General features: G+C 71.0%; 19 protein-coding genes. 9 read left to right on the forward strand and 10 right to left on the reverse strand.

Translation table 11 applies throughout. The features are described 5' to 3' along the window. Nucleotides 1–38: 38 nt before the first annotated feature. Nucleotides 39–692, reverse strand: coding sequence for a GOLPH3/VPS74 family protein (locus J8N05_RS04130; protein ID WP_210881116.1), 654 nt, complete (start codon nt 690–692; stop codon nt 39–41). A 246-nt stretch (nt 693–938) separates the two neighbouring features. On the opposite strand from J8N05_RS04130, the gene J8N05_RS04135 reads away from it, so the two are divergent. Together J8N05_RS04135 and J8N05_RS04140 are read left to right on the forward strand one after the other, a co-directional pair. Then, nucleotides 939–1652 carry a DUF3159 domain-containing protein gene (locus J8N05_RS04135; RefSeq protein WP_210881117.1) on the forward strand — a complete coding sequence of 238 codons (714 nt, stop codon included), beginning with the start codon at nt 939–941 and terminating at the stop codon, nt 1650–1652. Nucleotides 1653–1750: 98 nt separating this feature from the next. Continuing rightward, on the forward strand, nt 1751–2407 hold the full coding sequence (locus J8N05_RS04140; RefSeq protein WP_247706136.1) for a TetR/AcrR family transcriptional regulator: 657 nt from the start codon (nt 1751–1753) through the stop codon (nt 2405–2407). 106 nt (nt 2408–2513) lie between these two features. On the opposite strand, the gene J8N05_RS04145 is transcribed toward J8N05_RS04140, so the two are convergent. After that, the gene (locus J8N05_RS04145; RefSeq protein ID WP_210881118.1) at nt 2514–3206 is read right to left on the reverse strand and encodes a copper homeostasis protein CutC; all 693 of its coding nucleotides are present in this window, start codon (nt 3204–3206) and stop codon (nt 2514–2516) included. Nucleotides 3207–3395: 189 nt separating this feature from the next. Here J8N05_RS04145 and J8N05_RS04150 point away from each other — a divergent pair, with 189 nt between their 5' ends. From J8N05_RS04150 to J8N05_RS04160, 3 genes are all read left to right on the forward strand, one after another. Further along, a complete protein-coding gene (locus tag J8N05_RS04150) occupies nt 3396–4067 on the forward strand; it encodes an HD domain-containing protein (RefSeq protein WP_210881119.1) in 672 nt (223 codons plus the stop codon). Between the two features lie 150 nt (nt 4068–4217). Then, on the forward strand, nt 4218–5498 hold the full coding sequence (locus J8N05_RS04155) for a Cmx/CmrA family chloramphenicol efflux MFS transporter (protein ID WP_210881120.1): 1281 nt from the start codon (nt 4218–4220) through the stop codon (nt 5496–5498). A gap of 18 nt (nt 5499–5516) precedes the next feature. Beyond that, nucleotides 5517–6596, forward strand: a complete 1080-nt coding sequence (locus J8N05_RS04160) for a GNAT family N-acetyltransferase (RefSeq protein WP_247706137.1) — start codon at nt 5517–5519, stop codon at nt 6594–6596. Here J8N05_RS04160 and J8N05_RS04165 read toward each other — a convergent pair. Further along, nucleotides 6585–6860 carry a DUF4031 domain-containing protein gene (locus J8N05_RS04165; RefSeq protein WP_210881121.1) on the reverse strand — a complete coding sequence of 92 codons (276 nt, stop codon included), beginning with the start codon at nt 6858–6860 and terminating at the stop codon, nt 6585–6587. The two genes, J8N05_RS04160 and J8N05_RS04165, sit on opposite strands and share 12 nt — an antisense overlap. Beyond that, a complete protein-coding gene (locus J8N05_RS04170; RefSeq protein WP_210881122.1) occupies nt 6857–7246 on the reverse strand; it encodes a hypothetical protein in 390 nt (129 codons plus the stop codon). The genes J8N05_RS04165 and J8N05_RS04170 overlap by 4 nt, the downstream gene beginning before the upstream one ends. Before the next feature lie 189 nt (nt 7247–7435). Here J8N05_RS04170 and J8N05_RS04175 point away from each other — a divergent pair, with 189 nt between their 5' ends. The 3 genes from J8N05_RS04175 (at nt 7436) to J8N05_RS04185 (ending at nt 10313) form a co-directional block, all read left to right on the forward strand. Then, the gene (locus tag J8N05_RS04175) at nt 7436–8353 is read left to right on the forward strand and encodes a MurR/RpiR family transcriptional regulator (protein ID WP_210881123.1); all 918 of its coding nucleotides are present in this window, start codon (nt 7436–7438) and stop codon (nt 8351–8353) included. 166 nt (nt 8354–8519) lie between these two features. Continuing rightward, nucleotides 8520–9485, forward strand: a complete 966-nt coding sequence (murQ, locus tag J8N05_RS04180) for an N-acetylmuramic acid 6-phosphate etherase (RefSeq protein WP_210881124.1) — start codon at nt 8520–8522, stop codon at nt 9483–9485. Nucleotides 9486–9713: 228 nt separating this feature from the next. Beyond that, entirely contained in the window at nt 9714–10313 is a 600-nt protein-coding gene (locus tag J8N05_RS04185; protein WP_210881125.1) for a hypothetical protein, read from the forward strand. On the opposite strand, the gene J8N05_RS04190 is transcribed toward J8N05_RS04185, so the two are convergent. Continuing rightward, on the reverse strand, nt 10310–11878 hold the full coding sequence (locus tag J8N05_RS04190; RefSeq protein WP_247706138.1) for a subtype B tannase: 1569 nt from the start codon (nt 11876–11878) through the stop codon (nt 10310–10312). The two genes, J8N05_RS04185 and J8N05_RS04190, sit on opposite strands and share 4 nt — an antisense overlap. 201 nt (nt 11879–12079) lie before the next feature. After that, the gene (locus tag J8N05_RS04195) at nt 12080–12646 is read right to left on the reverse strand and encodes a TetR/AcrR family transcriptional regulator (RefSeq protein WP_210881126.1); all 567 of its coding nucleotides are present in this window, start codon (nt 12644–12646) and stop codon (nt 12080–12082) included. A gap of 110 nt (nt 12647–12756) precedes the next feature. Here J8N05_RS04195 and J8N05_RS04200 point away from each other — a divergent pair, with 110 nt between their 5' ends. Beyond that, nucleotides 12757–13692 (forward strand): NmrA family NAD(P)-binding protein, encoded by a 936-nt coding sequence (locus J8N05_RS04200; RefSeq protein ID WP_210881127.1) that lies wholly within the window; start codon nt 12757–12759, stop codon nt 13690–13692. Nucleotides 13693–13999: 307 nt separating this feature from the next. Here J8N05_RS04200 and J8N05_RS04205 read toward each other — a convergent pair whose 3' ends face one another. From J8N05_RS04205 to J8N05_RS04220, 4 genes are all read right to left on the reverse strand, one after another. Beyond that, entirely contained in the window at nt 14000–15151 is a 1152-nt protein-coding gene (locus J8N05_RS04205) for an NADH:flavin oxidoreductase (RefSeq protein ID WP_210881128.1), read from the reverse strand. Nucleotides 15152–15387: 236 nt separating this feature from the next. Continuing rightward, complete coding sequence (gene groL / locus J8N05_RS04210) at nt 15388–17016, reverse strand: chaperonin GroEL (protein WP_210881129.1); 1629 nt, start codon at nt 17014–17016, stop codon at nt 15388–15390. 357 nt (nt 17017–17373) lie between these two features. Further along, entirely contained in the window at nt 17374–17580 is a 207-nt protein-coding gene (locus J8N05_RS04215; RefSeq protein ID WP_007493268.1) for a cold-shock protein, read from the reverse strand. A gap of 464 nt (nt 17581–18044) precedes the next feature. After that, a complete protein-coding gene (locus J8N05_RS04220) occupies nt 18045–18320 on the reverse strand; it encodes a MoaD/ThiS family protein (RefSeq protein WP_210881130.1) in 276 nt (91 codons plus the stop codon). Between the last annotated feature and the right edge of the window lie 65 nt (nt 18321–18385).

The raw sequence follows: 18385 nt of genomic DNA on the forward strand, positions 1-18385 counted from the left end.
GAACTGCGCAGTCTTTTCGACCGCACGCGCGTGGGCGGTCACGCGCTCCAGCCGCCGCCTACCGCCCGGCTTGCCAGGTATGAGTCGCGGAGCGCCTTGCGCAGGCCGGGGATCGTTTCGTCGTAGCGGGCGGCGAGCGCCTTGAGCGCCTGTTTGTGCGTGCGCAGGTCCGCGCGGCTCCATACGCAGGTGACCTCCAGCTCGACCGTCAGCACGGCAAGGGCCAGGTCCTCCAACGGGATCGACGCCGGGTCGGTCCGGTCGAGGACGGTGCCGCGAACCCGTTCCTGGAGGGCGCGCACATTCTCCGGCTGGGTGACGGTGACGCGGTCGGACGGGACGAGTCCCAGCACCTTGTTGCGGGTGACGGTGACCTCCCCCGCCGCGGCCAGCTGGTCGCGTACCGGTTTCTCGGCGGTGTGGGCCTTGTTGTGCACGAACTGGAGCCAGCTCTTCGGCCTGTTGTCCGGCAGGTCGCTCCAGACCGAGGCGAGGAAGGAGTCGTCCGGCGTCCTCCCCGACTTACGGATCACCTTCCCGCCGGTGGCGTCGAGGAGTCCGTCGCGGGCCAGCTCGGTCAGGGCGCCGGCGCGCAGCAACTGGCCGCGGCCCTGCAGGTTGTCGAGCTGGAACTTGCCCTTGTCCACGGTGTAGCAGAGCAGATAGAGGTGTTGCGGCAGGCCCTGGATCATGTCGTCTCCATCTTCGTCCCCATCTCGTCTCCGGCTCCTCGATGACGCGGACCGCTGTCACTCAATGACCGTGTCACTTAGTGACAACTGCTTCAAGCGCGCCCGATCAAACCACAGCCCCCGATCCGCAACGTGACCCACGTCACACACGTGCAGAGGTGTAAGAATGTCACTTACTGCCAACCCGTCATTAAGCGACAATCGACAGTGCACCTCACCCCAGACGACTCGGGAGAACTGACCACCATGAGGACCAAGAGCTTCCTGGCGACAGAGTCCGACACGTCCGGCACGCCGGCGCAGCAGTCCGCCACACAGTCCGAGCGGACCGCGCCCCCGCAGCGCCCCTCGGTCCTCGACCAGGCCGGAGGCACCAAGGGAGTCGTCTACTCGGCACTGCCCGCGCTGGCGTTCGTCGTCGCCCACAACTTCAGCGGCATCACGGTGTCGATCGCCGCCGCCCTCGGCGTCGCGGTGGCCATCGGCGTGCTGCGCCTGGTGCGCGGGGAATCGGTGCAGCCCGCGGTCGGCGGTGTCTTCGGCGTCGTGATCGCCGCCGGCGTCGTCTGGTTCACCGGCTCCGCCAAGGACTACTTCCTCATCGGCATCTGGGCGAGCCTGGCGGGCGCCATCCTGTTCCTCGCCTCCGTCCTGGTGCGGTGGCCGCTGGCCGGCGTGCTCTGGAACGCGGCCACCGGCAAGGGGAACGCCTGGCGCGAGGACAAGCGCTCGCGGTTCTACTACGACGTCGCCACGCTGGTACTGGCCGCCGTCTTCGGTGCCCGCTTCGCCGTCCAGGAGTACTTCTACGTGACCGACCAGGTCGGTTCGCTGGGCGCCGCGAAGATCGCCATGGGCTTCCCGCTGCTCGCCCTCGCCCTCCTGGTGGTCGCCTGGGCCGGCCGGAGCTCGAACAAGCGGCTGACGGCCATCGGCCTGGCGCCCGCCGAGCGGGGCTGACCGCTCGGCGACACTTGGTGTCAATATGTCACTGACCCGTCGGCGGCACGACAGCCGTCACGGGCGGAGACACAAGGACACGAGCGGAGGTGACCCGCATGGAGACCGCCAAGCGCGGCAGAAGCGGCATGAGCGAGCAGCGACGCCACCGGCTGCGTCTGGAGATCTCCCGGGAGGCGTCCCGGCTGTTCTGGGAACAGGGAGTGGACGCCACCAGCGGTGACCAGATCGCCGAGGCGGTGGGGCTGTCCACGCGCACCATCTGGCGCCACTTCCGCAGCAAGGAGAGCTGCGCCGAACCCATCGTCACGCAGGGCGTGGAATGGGAGATGAGCACACTGCGCGACTGGCCCGCCCACCTCTCGCTCGAAGAGCGCTTCAGCACGGAGGCGCTCCGGTTCCGGCGTGAGGCCAGCCCCGTCGAACTGGCCGACAACGGCCTCGCGATCCGGATGATCCGGCTCGGCGACACGGAGCCCGCCCTGCGCACCGCCTGGCTGATGGCCTGCGACCAGGTGGAGCGCGAGATGGCCGGGATCATCGCGAAGCGGCTGGGCCGCCCGGCCACCGACCTCCAGGTGCGCCTGCACGCCGCGGCCGCCTCCGCCGCCATCCGGGTCCTCAACGAGGAGATCGGCGCGGCCCTCCTGGACGGCGCCGACCCCGCCCAGTTCGCCGACGCCCCCGAACGCCTGGCCCGCGCGGTCCGCGAAGCCACGGGCGGAACGGTAGGAGACCCGGTCACAGACCTGTAGGGGTACGGGGCTTTCAGGGGCGCGGGGAACGACCCTTAGGGGCGCGGGGAACTGCGCAATCCCTGACGCCCACCCCCACCGCCCCGCAGACGAAACACCCGCCCACTCACCCCGCATCCAGCGCGGAGCGCCACTCGCGAACCGCCGCCGCGGACACCACCCCGGCCCAACCCCCCACCCGCGCCGCACCCCCGATGTGGAACGCGTCCACACCCCCCGCCCGCAGCCGGGCGACATGGCCGAGACGCAACCCCCCGCCCACGAGAAGCTGGGGCTCGTACCCCGCCTCCCCCCGCCGCCCCGCCTCCGCGAGCAACGTCGGCATGCCCTCGTCCACGCCCCCCACGGCCCCCGCCGTGAGATACGTGTCCAGGCCGGGAAGTTCGCAGAGCCGCTTGCGCAGGGCGTCCCGGTCGGCCGCCCGGTCGATCGCCCGGTGGAACGTCCACCCGCAGCCGTCCAGTTCGGCGAGCACCGACTCCAGCGCGGCCAGATCGGGCTCCCCGTTCTCGTCCAGGAACCCGAGCACGAACTCGTCCGCCCCGGCCGCCCGCAACTCCCGCGCCACCCGTACGAGCGCTCGTACGTCCCCGGCCGCGAAACCGTCCGCCAGGCGCAGCATGACGCGCAGCGAGATGCCGACGGCGGCCCGGATCCCGGCGAAGGTCTCGACCGGCGGGGTGAGCCCGTCGGCGGCCATGTCGGTGACGAGTTCCAGCCGGTCCGCGCCTCCGGCCTCGGCGGCGACCGCGTCCTCGACGTCAAGGGCGATCACCTCCAGGACTGCACGCTTGCTCATAGGACCTCTTCCCTCGGGCGGCTACAGATCGACGGGATTGACGGGCTACAGGTCTAGTCCAATAGTCAGCCTACGCGACCGTCGTCGGCGGACGAGGCGGACGAGGCGTACGGACGCCCCCGGCGAGTGCGCGCGCATCCTCGCGCACCCCGACCGAACGCGGGCGACGGCAGGCGGACAATGGAACCCATGGCCGATCCCGACGCCCTGCGCACCCGCTGGTCCCGCACACTCCACCGGAGCCGCGGAACGGAGACCCCCGACTCCGCCCTCGACTCCACCCCCACCCCCTCGCCGGAGGCCTACGCCGACAACCTCCTCGCCCGCTGGTCGGAACCCCAGCGGCGCTACCACACCCTCGATCACCTCACGGCGGTGCTGGACCACGTCGACGTGCTGGAGAAGGCCGCGGACGACCCGGATCTGGTCCGGCTGGCCGCGTGGTTCCACGACGCGGTCTACCTCCCCGACCGCTCCGAGAACGAGGAACGCTCGGCCCGGCTCGCCGAGCGCGCGCTCCCCGAGGCCGGCCTCTCCGCCGCCGCGACGGCCGAGGTCGCCCGCCTCGTCCGGCTGACGGTCACGCACGCCCCGGCCGGCGACGACCCGAACGGGCAGGTCCTGTGCGACGCCGACCTGGCGATCCTCGCCTCGCCGCCGGACGCGTACGCCGCCTACACGGCAGCGGTCCGCGAGGAGTACGCCTTCGTGCCCCCGGACGCCTTCCGCGAGGGTCGCGCGGCGATCCTCCGCCAGCTCCTCGATCTGCCGCGCCTCTTCCACACCCCTTACGGGACAAGGGAATGGGAGGGCCCGGCCCGTCACAACCTGACGAGCGAGCTGACGCTGTTGACGGCCTGAACCCCACCCGGTGGAATGGGCTGTCCACCGTCGAGGTTGGCACTTGATATGCCCGTCCCCACGAGCTCCAGCTCACCCACGCCCGCCCGCACGCCACAGCCCGAGCCTACGTCCGTACCCACGTCCGTACCCACGTCCGTACCCACGTCCATGCCCCTGGCCGTCTACATCCTCGGGCTCTCCGTCTTCGCGCTGGGCACCAGCGAGTTCATGCTCTCCGGGCTGCTGCCCGCCGTCGCGGACGACATGCACGTGTCCATTCCGCGCGCGGGCCTGCTGATATCCGCCTTCGCGGTCGGCATGGTCGTCGGCGCGCCCCTGCTGGCCGTGGCCACGCTCCGGCTGCCCCGCCGCACCACCCTCATCGCGCTCATCAGCGTCTTCGGCCTCGGCCAGATCGCGGGCGCCCTCGCCCCGAACTACGCCGTGCTCTTCACGTCCCGAGTCGTGAGCGCGCTGGCCTGCGCCGGCTTCTGGGCGGTCGGCGCGGCCGTCGCCGTCGCCATGGTCCCGGTGAACGCCCGTGCCCGCGCGCTCGCCGTGATGATCGGCGGCCTGTCGATCGCGAACGTCCTCGGCGTCCCGGCGGGCGCCTTCCTCGGCGAGAGCCTCGGCTGGCGCTCGGCGTTCTGGGCGGTCGGCGCGGCCAGCGCGGTCGCGCTCGTCGGAGTGGCCACCCTCATCCCCCGTATCCCGCTCCCCGACGAGAAGCCCCGGCTCAGGAACGAGCTGCGGATCTACCGCGACCGGCAGGTCTGGCTCACGATCTCGCTGATCGCGTTCTCGGCGGGCGGGGTGTTCTGCGCGTTCAGCTATCTCGCGCCGCTGCTCACGGACGTGGCCGGGCTCGACGAGGGCTGGGTGCCTGCGGTGCTCGCGCTGTTCGGGATCGGCGCGCTCATCGGGACGACGATCGGCGGCCGGATCGCGGACGCGCACCTCTTCGGCGTGCTGCTGTCGGGCATCGCGGCCTCGACGGTCCTGCTCGTGACGCTCGCCCTGCTCGCGCAGTACGCCGTCGCGGCGGCCGTCCTCGCCTTCCTCCTCGGCGTCTCCGCCTTCTACACCGCCCCGGCGCTCAACGCCCGGCTGTTCAACGTCGCGACCGCCGCCCCCACCCTGGCCGCCGCGACCACCACGGCCGCCTTCAACCTCGGCAACACCGGCGGCCCCTGGATCGGCGGCGCCGCCATCGACGCGGGCCTCGGCTTCGCCTCCCCCGCCTGGGCGGGAGCGGCCCTGACCATCACGGCGGGCGTACTGACCGCGATCTCGCTGCGCCTGTACCGGCGCGGGACGTCGTCGCGAGTGGTCACCCGGGCCGCACCCAGGATCGAGACCGGCACGGCGGCCGAGCCGGCGGTCGAGCCGGCGGTCGAGGCCATGACCGTGATCGGGGCGGACAAAAATACCGACCGCTCCGCGAACTGATCACCTATCCTCACCGGCATGCGAGCCATGGGTGGGGACCAGGTGGAAGAGGCCGTCTCGGGTGCGGTCGCGGCCCTGCGGGGCGCGGCCGACCGGGACTGGGACGTACGAGCGGGCCGTCTCGAATGGAGCTGCCGCAGAACGGCGGAGCACATCGCCTCGGACCTCGTCTCGTACGCGGGCCAGCTCGCGGGCCGCCCCACCGACCGCTACGTACCCTTCCGTATCGCCTTCGACGAGTGCGAGAGCCCCGAGGACCTCCTCCAGGTCGTCGAGACGACCGGCGCCCTCCTCGCGGCGGCCGTGCGCACCACGCCGAGGGAGGCGCGGGCCTTCCACCCGTTCCCCTTCCGCAGCGCGAACCGTGAGGGTTTCGCCGCGATGGGTGTCGCCGAGGTGCTCCTGCACACGCACGACATCGCGGAGGGCCTGGGCATCGCGTACGAGCCGCCGGCCGCGCTCTGCGCCGACGTGCTGACGCGGATCTTCCCGCACGTACGCCCCGAACCCGGCCCCGACCACTGGCGGACCCTCCTGTGGGCCACGGGCCGCGGCGAACTGCCCGGCCGGGCGCCCCTCACCACCTGGCGGTGGAGCAACAACCTCGTCATACCGGCCGAACGCCTCACCCTCCAGGGCGTCACCCCCGCGGCGGCCGCCGACCTCACCGCGGGCGGCACCGGCGGCTTCGAGTGGATCGAGGGCGGCCCCTTCCAGGGCACGCGGGACGCCGCGGGCATGGTCGTCAAGGCGTACGAGGCCGGGGTGCACCGGCCCGAGTGGGGCATGTTCGTCCTCGTACGGCGGGAGGACGGCCGCGCGGTCGGCGGCATGGGCTTCCACGGCGCCCCGGACGACGAGGGCCGCGCCGAGGTCGGCTACGACCTGGCCGAGTCGGCCCGCGGCAACGGATACGCCACCGAGGCCCTGCGCGCCATGTCCGCCTGGGCGCTGGCCCGTGACGACGTCTCCTACCTGCTCGCGACGGTGGACCGCACCAACTCCCCCTCCCAGCGCGTGATCTCACGCGTGGGCTTCACCCGGGTGGGCTCGGTGGACGACGACGGGGAGCAGTACGCGTACGAGCTACGCGGCTGAGCCCGGCCGCCCCTTGGGCCTGCGCAGCCCGGACGCGTGCAGGATGCGTACGACCTCGCGGCTGCGGACCTGCACCGCGCCCTCCCGTACGGCGTCCTCGTACCGGTGCGAGGGGATGTCGTAGTGATCGCGCTCGAAGGCGCGGGCGGGAGCGCCCAGGCGCCGCGCGAACTCATGAAGCTCGTCGAACGACACATCGCTCACCAGGTGGGACCACATGCGGCCGTGCCCCGGCCAGTCGGGCGGGTCGATGTACACGGTCACGAAGAACTCTCTCCGCTTCCCAGGGCCGGTCCGAGCGCGCCCACCGGGGCGACGCTCACCCCGGCCTTGTGACACACCCAGTGCGGGTCGGGTCCCAGTTCCGGCTCCACCTCCAGGGCGTGCGGATCACCGTCACCGCAGACGGGACAGAGTGGCCAGCGCCCGTACGTCTCCAGCAACGCGTCCTGGACGTCCTGGGCGACCAGCCCGGCCACGTACTCCACACCCTCGGGCCACTGCTCCACCCACCACCGCCGCTGTACGACGGACTCCTCGACCATCGACACGACATCGGCCTCCGCGACCTCCCCCGCCACAAGATCAGCGATAACGAGAGCCCGAGCCGCATGAAGAGCCCGTTCGAGAGGAGCGACGGATGATTCCATACATACATTGTGCGCCAGCGGGTTTCGGGCCCCCGGGGAACGGCCCGGTCTTCTGCTTTTAGGGGCGCGGGGAACGGCGCAGTCTTTTCGCCCTTCAGGGGCGCGGGGAACTGCGCGACCAGCCCCCACCGGCCCGCACCCGACGAACCACCCCTTGACCCTCCCCCCACCCGAAAATATCTTTCATACGTGACCCAAGAAGTGAAGGAAATTTTCGCGGGCGAACCCCCGCCACCCCCCGCAGCCCTCGCCGCAAAGGTCCGCACCCTGGCCCCCTCGATGACCCGCTCCATGCAGCGAGTGGCGGAAGCCGTCGCCCAGGACCCCGCAGGCTGCGCCGCCCTCACGGTCACCGGCCTCGCAGAACTGACCGGCACCAGCGAAGCGACAGTCGTCCGCACGGCCCGCCTCCTCGGCTACCCCGGCTACCGCGACCTGCGCCTCGCCCTCGCCGGCCTCGCCGCCCAGCAGCAGTCGGGCCGCGCCCCCGCCGTGACCGCCGACATCGCGGTCGACGACCCGATCGCGGACGTCGTCGCCAAGCTCGCGTACGACGAGCAGCAGACGCTCGCCGACACCGCCGCCGCACTGGACACGGTGCAACTGGGCGCGGCGGTCGGGGCGCTCGCGGCGGCCCGCCGTATCGACGTGTACGGCGTCGGCGCGTCCGGGCTCGTCGCCCAGGACCTCACCCAGAAGCTGCTGCGCATCGGGCTGATAGCCCACGCCCACAACGACCCGCATCTCGCCGTGACCAACGCCGTGCAGTTGCGCGCCAAGGACGTGGCGATCGCGATCACGCACTCCGGGGCGACCGGCGACGTCATCGAGCCGTTGCGGGTCGCGTTCGAGCACGGGGCGACGACGATCGCGATCACGGGGCGGCCGGACGGGCCCGTGACCCAGTACGCGGACCACATCCTGACCACGTCCACGGCCCGGGAGAGCGAGCTGCGGCCGGCGGCGATGTCGTCCCGGACGAGTCAACTGCTGGTGGTGGACTGCCTGTTCATCGGGGTCGCCCAGCGCACGTACGAGACGGCGGCGCCGGCGCTGTCCGCGTCGTACGAGGCGTTGGCCCACCGGCACCGGAGTACGCCGCGGTAGGGATGGCCGGGGGGTCGTCTGCGGGTCCGGTGGGGGCTGGTCGCGCAGTTCCCCGCGCCCCTTAGGGGCGAAAGGCTTGCGCCGTTCCCCGCGCCCCCAGAAGCATCCGCGCCCCTCAACACACCCGCACCCGCACCCGCACCCGCACCAGAAAGAGTCGCCGTACATGACCTCAAGCGCCGATGCCACCGACGCCCCCTCGTCCTCCGCATACCGCAGTGTGCGGGCCGAGTTGGAGGGCCTGACCACGGAGGCGTTCCGTCCCGAGCACTCCGACATCGACCGACTGCCGACGCTGGACATCGCGAAGATCATGAACGGCGAGGACGCCACCGTGCCGACCGCCGTCTCCGCGCAACTGCCGAACATCGCGGCGGCGATCGACGCCATCGCGGAGCGCATGGGGCGCGGCGGCCGGCTCGTCTACGCCGGCGCCGGCACCGCCGGACGGCTCGGCGTGCTGGACGCGTCGGAGTGCCCGCCGACGTTCAACACGGACCCGGCCGAGGTCGTCGGGCTGATCGCGGGCGGTCCGGCCGCGATGACGACGTCGGCCGAGGGGGCGGAGGACTCCGCGGAACTGGCCGTCGAGGACCTGTCCGCGCTGGGCCTCACGGCGGACGACACGGTCGTCGGCGTCTCCGCCTCGGGCCGCACCCCGTACGCGATCGGGGCGGTCGAGCACGCCCGCGCGCTCGGCGTCCTCACGGTCGGCCTGTCCTGCAACGCGGACAGCGCGCTGGCGGCAGCGGCCGACCACGGCATCGAGGTCGTGGTGGGCCCCGAGCTGCTCACGGGCTCCACCCGGCTGAAGGCGGGCACGGCGCAGAAGCTCGTCCTCAACATGCTGTCGACGATCACGATGATCCGCCTGGGCAAGACGTACGGGAACCTGATGGTCGACGTACGCGCCTCGAACGAGAAGCTGCGGGCGCGTTCACGGCGTATCGTCGCGCTCGCCACGGGTGCCTCGGACGAGGAGATCGAGGCGGCGCTGGCCGCGACGGACGGCGAGGTGAAGAACGCGATCCTCACGATCCTGGGCACCGTGGACGCCCCCACGGCCGCCGACCTCCTCAAAGCAACGAACGGCCACCTGCGCGAGGCCCTGGCAACGACCCACCGCCCCTGACCCCACCTACCTACAGGGGCGCGGGGTGCTTTTAGGGGCGCGGGGAACGGCGCAATCTTTTGTCTTCGGCTCTTAGGGGCGCGGGGAACGGCGCGACAAGCCCCCACCGGACCCGCACCCGACGAACCCACCCCGCGCACCCTCACGCACCCTCACGCACCCTCACTGTCAGTGCCACATGCGACGCTGGTACAGCCGTGAAGCCAATCGGAAGGGACCCCAAGAGCCGTGAACCACGCGCAACTGACCGCCCTGGGCAGAGCCCTCCGCGTGCTGGGCGAGCACGGAGACGCCCTCTCCCCGGAGATGCCCGACGCCAAGCTCCACGAGGTGAAGGCGGATCTGAAGCGCGCCCTGGACCTCCTGGACGAGACCGTCACCACCGCGGCCCCCACCACCCGCTGCGCGGAACACCCCACGGGCCCGGTGGACGAGGACGCCCCCGACCTGTGCCTGCTCTGCGAGACCCGCCGCCGCCTGGCCCGCCGCTCGAAGGTGAACGACTCGTTCCAGGACTCCTTCCCGCAGGGCCGCCCGACGACCCCGGACGGGACGTCGGAACGGACCACGTCCCGTTACGGCGTCCGGGGCGACCGGCCCCAGCCCCAGCAGCGCTGGCTGCCGGAGATGTGGACCGGCCAGGCCTGGCAGCTCTGCGGCACGCCCCGCCGCGACAAGCAGGAGGCCGAGCTGTATCTCGCCGCACAGCGCCGCAGCCCCCGCCCCGGCATGGCGTACCGACTGGTCCACGAGTTCACGGACTACGAGGTGCTGCGCATCTGGGGCACCCCGGTGAAGGTGGACATCGAACCGATGGGAAACCTCTAGCCCTGGGGCCGGCCCTGGTGCCGGTGGCCCGAGACCTCCCCGATCCACTCGACGAAGGCGCCCGGATCCTGGTCGGCCCCGTGCCCCGCGTCCCAGTAGTACGCGGTGTCGACGTCGTCACCCAGGCTCGTGAGACGGGCCGAGAGGTTGCCCGCGATCGACAGCGAGGTGTCGGTGTCCTTGGTGCCGAGGCGTATCCACCAGTGCTTCGCCCGGTTGTGGTTGAGGTTCTCGACGAGGTGGTGCATCGGGTTCATCAGGTCGAGCTTCGCGGGGATGTCGGCGTCCAGGCGCGCGCTGTCGCCGCTCTCGTGCCGCAGGCTGTAGAGCGTGAAGTGCCGGGCCTTCGTGGTCCCCGTGCCGAACAGGTTGTTCTCGGGGGTGGCCAGGGTGAAGCCGTCGAAGGACGGGGCGTTCTTCTTCCGGGCGCCCACATGCGTGAGGAAGCCGTCCCATGAGAAGGCGGCCCGCCCGCCCGAGCCGCCACCGGGAGTACCGCCCGGGGTCCAGGTGATGAAGGGGTTCGCGGCGAGATAGGCGGCCCGGTCCGCGTCCGGCAGTGCGGCCAGGTACCGCGTGGCCGACGGCTCCAGATGCGTCCTCAGCAGGAACGCGTCCAGGTTGCGCGCGGTGAGGGCGCCGAAGCCCTTCGCCCGCAGCCCGAGCGAGGCCAGGTGCTCGGCGTACGCGGCCCTCAGCTCCCCGGAGACGGTCGGATCGACCTGCGCGCCACCGCCCAGCGGGTTGTCCCCCCAGCACCACTCCGCCATGTCGGCGTGTTCGAGGTCGATGATCGGGCACCAGGCCCCGGCGGCGAAGATCGCGTCGCTCGTGTCGGCCGCGCCGATCGCCTTCAGATACGGCTCGTAGAGCGGGCTGTCACCGGACGCGCCGAGCAGCGCGGACAGTGCCCCGCCCGCGCTGACCCCGGACGAGACGATCCGCCGTACGTCGCCGGGGACGCGGCCCTTGTTGAACGTCAGGTACCGCACGGCGGCCTTCAGGTCGACGATGACGGCCGGCGCCGTGCCGTAGTAGACCCCGGAGGCGTCGACGAGCGTACGACCGCGGGCGCCGGGCTCCACGACGACGTACCCGGCGGCGAGCGCGAGCGCCTGGCGGCTGGTTCCGCCGCCCATCCCGGACGCGACGATGCCGGTGTTGTCCGCGACGGACGACGGCATGTACCCGCCGATGCCGTTGGCGAGGAGGATCGGGGCGCCCGTGGCGTCCACGGCCGTGCCGTCGATCCGCACCGGCACGCTGACGTTCAGGGACTGGTAGGTCGCGTCGACCGGCTCGGCCACGTAGGAGGCGACCTTGTAGAAGCGGTACACGACCTCGTGGGCGACGCCGCCGGTGTCCTGGATGGTGAGGGTCGACTCGGCGTAGGCGTCCGGATCGAAGGCCAGATCCGCCGAAGCCCCCGCCTCCACCCCGGTCCCGGTCCCGGCCGCGGACTCGGGCCGCCGGTCGGGCGTGGCGGCCCGCGCGCCGGAACCGAACCCGACCGCCGTCCCCACGGTCGCCGCGGTTGCCCCCATGACCACTGCTCTGCGCTTCACGTCCGTCTCCTGTCCTCAAGCACGGCTCGAAGCACTCAGTGCACCAGCCGTTCCTGAGGACTTCCCCTGCCCCTGCGGTGACGGCGCAGGGAACCGGCCAACGGCCCGGACACCCACGTCCTGCCTGCTCCGCCGCCATACCGAGCGAATCGCCCACAAAATTGTCAGCAATTTTGGCGCAAATCCGCACGGCCCGTCGCCCTACCCCAATGGGCTCAGCCCCACCACCGCCAACCGGAACAACCGGTCCGCCTCCGCCGCGGGGTCCCGGTGATGTTCCGTGGCGAGCACGATGCCGACCGCGAGCGTGATCAGGTCGGCGACCGTGACGCCCGCCGCCACCGCGCCGTCCCGCACGGCGCGGCGGAGCAGCGGCCCCCCCGCCTCCTCCAGCGACCACGAGCAGGAGTTCTCGTGCACCGGATCGACCGGGGACCCGTCGTACGTCAGCGCGGCGGCCAGCCCGCGCGCGGAGACGCAGTAGGCGACGACGTCACCCATCCACTCCAGGAGGGCATCCCTGCTGTCGCCCTGATCCGTCAGTTCCTCGGCGCGGGCACAGAGCGCCTCGATCCGCGTCCGCGACACCGCCTCCAGGAGCGCGCGACGCGTCGGGAAGTGCCGGCGGACCGTGGCGGAGCCGACCCCCGCGGTGCGCGCGATCTGCTCCAGGGACGCGTCCGCCCCGTGCGCGGCGACCTCCTCCTCGGCCACCGCGAGGATGCGCGCGTAGTTGCGCCTGGCGTCGGCGCGCTGATGGTCGGGCATCGGATCTCACCTCGTGCTTTGTCAAACGGCGGGCCCCGCCATATCTTAGGCGAAGAGGAAACGGCGGGCCCCGCCGTTTTGATGCGTCAGCGCCTCGAAGGAGCACCCGCATGCCCGGAACCACAGGCTCAGACTCCGCACCCGTCCTGGTCACGGGCGCCACCGGCAGACAGGGCGGCGCCACCGCCCGCGCCCTGCTCACGGCGGGGATTCCCGTACGGGCGCTGGTACGCGACCCGGCCACGGACCGCGCCAAGGCCGTCGAGGCGCTCGGCGCGGAACTGGTCACCGGCGATCTCCACGACCGCGACTCCGTGACGCGCGCCGCTCAGGGCGTCCGCGCGGTCTTCTCCGTACAGATGCCCGGCATCACGGAGGACGGCTTCGACTTCGACGGGGAGGTGCGGCAGGGCGTCAACCTCATCGAGGGCGCCAGGGCGGCCGGAGTGCCGCAGTTCGTGCACACCTCCGTCAGCGGTGCCGGTCAGCACACGGAGGATCCCGGCTGGGCCGAGGGGCGGTGGGCGTCGACGGCGGCCACGCTGGAGGCCAAGCGGGAGATCCAGGACCGGCTCCGCGAGGCGGGCTTCCCCCGCTGGACGCTGCTCAAGCCGGGCTTCTTCATGGAGAACTTCCTCCCGTCGATGCGGTTCCTGTTCCCGCGCGGGGTCGAGGGCGGGATCGTCAGCGTGCTCAAGCCCACGACCCACCTGTCCCTCGCCGCGGTGGACGACATCGGCACGGCTGCCGCCGCGGCCGTCGCAGCGCCGGAACGGTTCGACCGCGTCGAGCTGGAACTGGCCAGCGACTACCTGTCGATGGCGCGGATCGCCGAGATCCTCTCCCGGGCGCTGGGTACGCGTCTGGCGGCGCCGGACATGACGGAGGTGGAGGCGCTGGCCGCTGGGATGCCGGCGATGGGGGCGTCGCACGAGCGCCTGAACGTCGTCGGTCAGCCCGGCCGCCCCCAGTTCGCCCGCGACCTCGGCATCGCCCTGACCCCCTTCGAACGGTGGACAACCCAACACCTGCCCCCGACAACCTGACCCCGTCTGCTCCGCCCCCGCCGCCCCTACCCATCCCCGTCCACACATGGGGGCTCCGCCCCCTCGCCCCCTTTCGCGCAGTTCCCCGCGCCCCTAGCTACCTAGGGGCGCGGGGAACTGCGCGAGCAACCCCCACCACCCCGCAGCCAACCCCCCACCCGCACCCCCACCCCCTAGGGGCGCGGGGAACTGCGCAATCCCGTAGGCCCGCCCCCACCGGACCCGCACGGACAGGGGCGCGGGGAACTGCGCAATCGGTTGGCCCCACCCCCACCGGCCCGCAGCCAAAGCCGCGCCCCGCCCGAAATCAGCTGAGCGAGCGCAGCGCCCCCGCATCGAAGGCAGCCAGTTCCCCGAACCGCCCGTCCAGCACCTTCACGGCCCACTCCGGGTCCTGGAGCAGCGCGCGGCCGACCGCGATCATGTCGAACTCCTCGTTCTCCAGCCGGTCGAGCAGATCGTCGATGCCCTTGACCGGCGCGCCCTCGCCACGGAACCCCTTGAGGAAGTCCCCGTCCAAGCCGACCGACCCGACGGTGATGGCGGGCTTGCCGGTGAGCTTCTTCGTCCAGCCGGCCAGGTTCAGGTCGGAGCCGTCGAACTCCGGCAGCCAGTAGCGCCGCGTCGACGCGTGGAAGGCGTCCACTCCGGCCGCGGCCAGGGGCGCCAGCAAAGAGTCGAGCTCCGCCGGGGTCTGTGCCAGGCGCGCCTTGTAGACCTCCTGCTTCCACTGCGAGTAGCGGAAGAGGACGGGGAAGGTCGGCGAGACGACCGCCCGCACCGCGGCCACGATCTCCGCGGCGAACTTCGTACGGGCGACGAGGTCCCCGCCGTACCCGTCCGTGCGGCGGTTGGTGCCCGCCCACAGGAACTGGTCGAGCAGATAGCCGTGCGCGCCGTGCAGCTCCACCCCGTCGAAGCCGATGCGCTCGGCGTCGGCCGCGGCGTCGGCGAAGGCCTGGATGACGTCGTCGAGGTCGGCCTGGGTCATCTCCTTGCCCTGGCCGGCGGTGCCGTCCATGCGCAGGCCGGACGGACCGACCGCGGGCGCGTCCGCGAACGGCGGTTCCCCGGCGGAGCGCACCATGCCGATGTGCCAGAGCTGCGGCACGATCGTCCCGCCCGCCGCGTGCACGTCCGCGGCGACCTTCGCCCACCCGGCGAGCTGCTCCTCGCCGTGGAACCGCGGGACCCGGTCGCTGTTCCCGGCCGACTCGTGGCCCACGTACGTGCCTTCGGTGACGATCAGACCGACACCGGCGGCGGCGCGGCGCGCGTAGTACGACGCCACGTCCTCCCCGGGAACTCCGCCCGGCGAGAACTGCCGGGTCATCGGCGCCATCGCGATCCGGTTCGGAACGGTCAGCCCGTTGAGGGCGACGGGCCGGGAGAGAACCTCGGCGGCGCGGGAGGCGGAGGGAGAGGCGGAGGCGGCGACGGTCACGTGGGGGCTCCTCATGGGGGGAGAAGGGAGGGAATTGCACATCCCATCGGGTATGTGCATGCGCATGGATAACTCCCCGGACAACCATCCCGGCGACCGAGGCATTCCGCCGCCCCGCCGCCCACCCCTGTGACCCCGGACACGCCCGAGGGCGGCACCCCTGGAATGGGGTGCCGCCCTCGGTTCGTACAGCTGTGATGAAGCAGTGCCGCAGCGGTGCCGCGGCGGTGGACCGCCGATCCGTCTCCGGATCAGAAGTCCATGTCACCGCCCGGCATACCGCCACCGGCGCCGGCGCCGGCCGCGGCCTTCTCCGGCTTGTCGGCGATGACGGCCTCGGTGGTGAGGAACAGCGCGGCGATGGAGGCGGCGTTCTGCAGGGCGGAACGCGTGACCTTCGCCGGGTCGATGATGCCCTCGGCGATCATGTCCACGTACTCACCGGACGCGGCGTTGAGGCCGTGACCGACGGGCAGGTTGCGGACCTTCTCGACGATGACGCCACCCTCAAGACCGCCGTTGACGGCGATCTGCTTGAGCGGGGCCTCCAGGGCGAGCTTCACGGCGTTGGCGCCGGTCGCCTCGTCACCCGAGAGCTCAAGCTTCTCGAAGACCGAGGAAGCCTGGAGCAGAGCCACGCCACCACCGGCGACGATGCCCTCCTCGACGGCCGCCTTCGCGTTGCGAACGGCGTCCTCGATGCGGTGCTTGCGCTCCTTGAGCTCGACCTCGGTGGCGGCACCGGCCTTGATGACGGCCACGCCGCCGGCCAGCTTCGCCAGACGCTCCTGGAGCTTCTCGCGGTCGTAGTCCGAGTCCGAGTTCTCGATCTCGGCACGGATCTGGTTGACCCGGCCCTGGACCTGGTCGGCCGAGCCGGAGCCGTCCACGATCGTGGTCTCGTCCTTGGTGATGACGACCTTGCGGGCGCGGCCCAGCAGGTCCAGACCCGCGTTCTCCAGCTTCAGGCCGACCTCCTCGGAGATGACCTCGCCGCCCGTGAGGATGGCGATGTCGCCGAGCATGGCCTTGCGGCGGTCACCGAAGCCCGGAGCCTTGACGGCGACGGACTTGAAGGTGCCACGGATCTTGTTGACGACCAGCGTCGACAGCGCCTCGCCCTCGACGTCCTCGGCGATGATCAGCAGCGGCTTGCCGCCCTGCATGACCTTCTCAAGGAGCGGGAGCAGGTCCTTGACGTTGGCGATCTTCGAGTTGGCGATCAGGATGTACGGGTCGTCGAGGACGGCCTCCATACGCTCCATGTCGGTGGCGAAGTACGCCGAGATGTAGCCCTTGTCGAAGCGCATGCCCTCGGTGAGCTCAAGCTCAAGACCGAAGGTCTGCGACTCCTCGACGGTGATGACGCCTTCCTTGCCGACCTTGTCCATCGCCTCGGCGATGAGCTCGCCGATCTGGGTGTCGGCGGCGGAGATGGAGGCCGTGGAAGCGATCTGCTCCTTGGTCTCGACATCCTTGGCCTGCTCAAGAAGGGCACCGGAGACGGCCTCGACGGCCTTCTCGATACCGCGCTTGAGGGCCATCGGGTTGGCACCGGCGGCTACGTTGCGCAGACCCTCGCGGACCAGCGCCTGGGCGAGCACGGTCGCCGTGGTCGTTCCGTCGCCGGCGACGTCGTCCGTCTTCTTGGCGACTTCCTTGACCAGCTCTGCGCCGATCTTCTCGTACGGGTCCTCAAGCTCGATCTCCTTGGCGATGGAAACACCATCGTTGGTGATCGTGGGGGCGCCCCACTTCTTCTCTAGGACGACGTTACGACCCTTGGGGCCAAGGGTGACCTTGACGGCGTCGGCGAGCTGGTTCATCCCGCGCTCGAGACCGCGCCGTGCCTCCTCGTCGAACGCGATGATCTTGGCCATGTGAAGTGGTCCTCCCGGACTGGGGTGGAATCTCCAGGACCGCGCCCGCGCCCGCGACGGACGGCCTGCAGACCTCGTGGTTCCTTGCCCCACCTGGCCTGCGGGCCTCACTGACCCGGTCCTCGTTGTCACTCTCACCTTCAGAGTGCTAACGCCAATGATTAGCACTCGACCCATGCGAGTGCAAGCGCCTCTCAATGATCCGCAGGTGGGAGGGGGTGCGAGGCAGGGGCGCCCGATGACCTTGAGGCGCCCCCGGCCTTTCGCGCCCGGCGTCCGGACATGCCGAAGGGCCCGCACCCGGGAGGTACGAGCCCTTCGGAAGAAGAACGTCGCTGCAGTAAGTCGGCGCGTGCTTCAGCCGGTCGCCAGACGGACCATGTCCGCCTGCGGCCCCTTCTGGCCTTGCGAGATCTCAAAATCGACCCGCTGACCCTCTTCCAGGGTGCGGTAGCCGTCCATCTGAATCGCGCTGTAGTGGACGAATACATCCGCACCACCGTCGACCGCGATGAAGCCGTACCCCTTCTCCGCGTTGAACCATTTGACGGTGCCCTGAGCCATGCCTAACTCCCCTATTACTGGCCCTTGCACAGACCCGCACTTCGCGGATCCGGGTCAGACCTCACCCCCCAACGGTTGGGGGTGTGCGCCGGAACGCGTCGACCGCGGCTGAATGTATCCGTCCAACTGCCGTCTGCAACAGGTCAATCCGACGAGAATTCCGGGCACGGCTGATCGGAAATATGTGAAGGATTTACGAAGGATCAGGGCAAGTCGGGCCCGGTAAATGCCATAAACGGCTCAAAATGACCAGTTACTTTGGCTACTTCTTGTCGGGCTCCGGGCGCGAACTCATAAGCGCCGATCTTGCGAAGCGAAGCAGCTTCCCCAACTGTACCGCGCTCAACCATACAGAATTGCCCCCTCCGCTTCAGGCGCGGAGGGGGCAATTCGATGAACTCTGCGTGTTCGACATTACCAAGGGTAACGAACGGCGCCGCCGAACGGGGCACCGTGCGGGGCGCTCAGCCTCCGGCGACCGCCGGGATGATCGAGACCCCGACGCCGTCCGGCGTAGCCGTCTCAAGCCCCTGCTCGAAGCGGACGTCGTCGTCGTTCACGTACACGTTGACGAACCGCCGCAGCTTGCCCTGGTCGTCCAGGACGCGGGCGGCGATACCGGTGTGGTTCTTCTCCAGATCGGCGATGACCTCGGCGAGGGTCGCCCCTTCGGCGGCCACTTCGGCCTGCCCACCGGTGTAGGTACGCAGAATGGTGGGGATACGGACGTTGACGCTCACGGGACCTCCATCAGGTAGGGCTGTGGTACAGCGCCCCTTCTTCGGGGGCGCGGGGAACTGCGACA

It is taken from the genome of Streptomyces liliiviolaceus (assembly GCF_018070025.1).
GTDB classification, from domain to species: domain Bacteria; phylum Actinomycetota; class Actinomycetes; order Streptomycetales; family Streptomycetaceae; genus Streptomyces; species Streptomyces liliiviolaceus.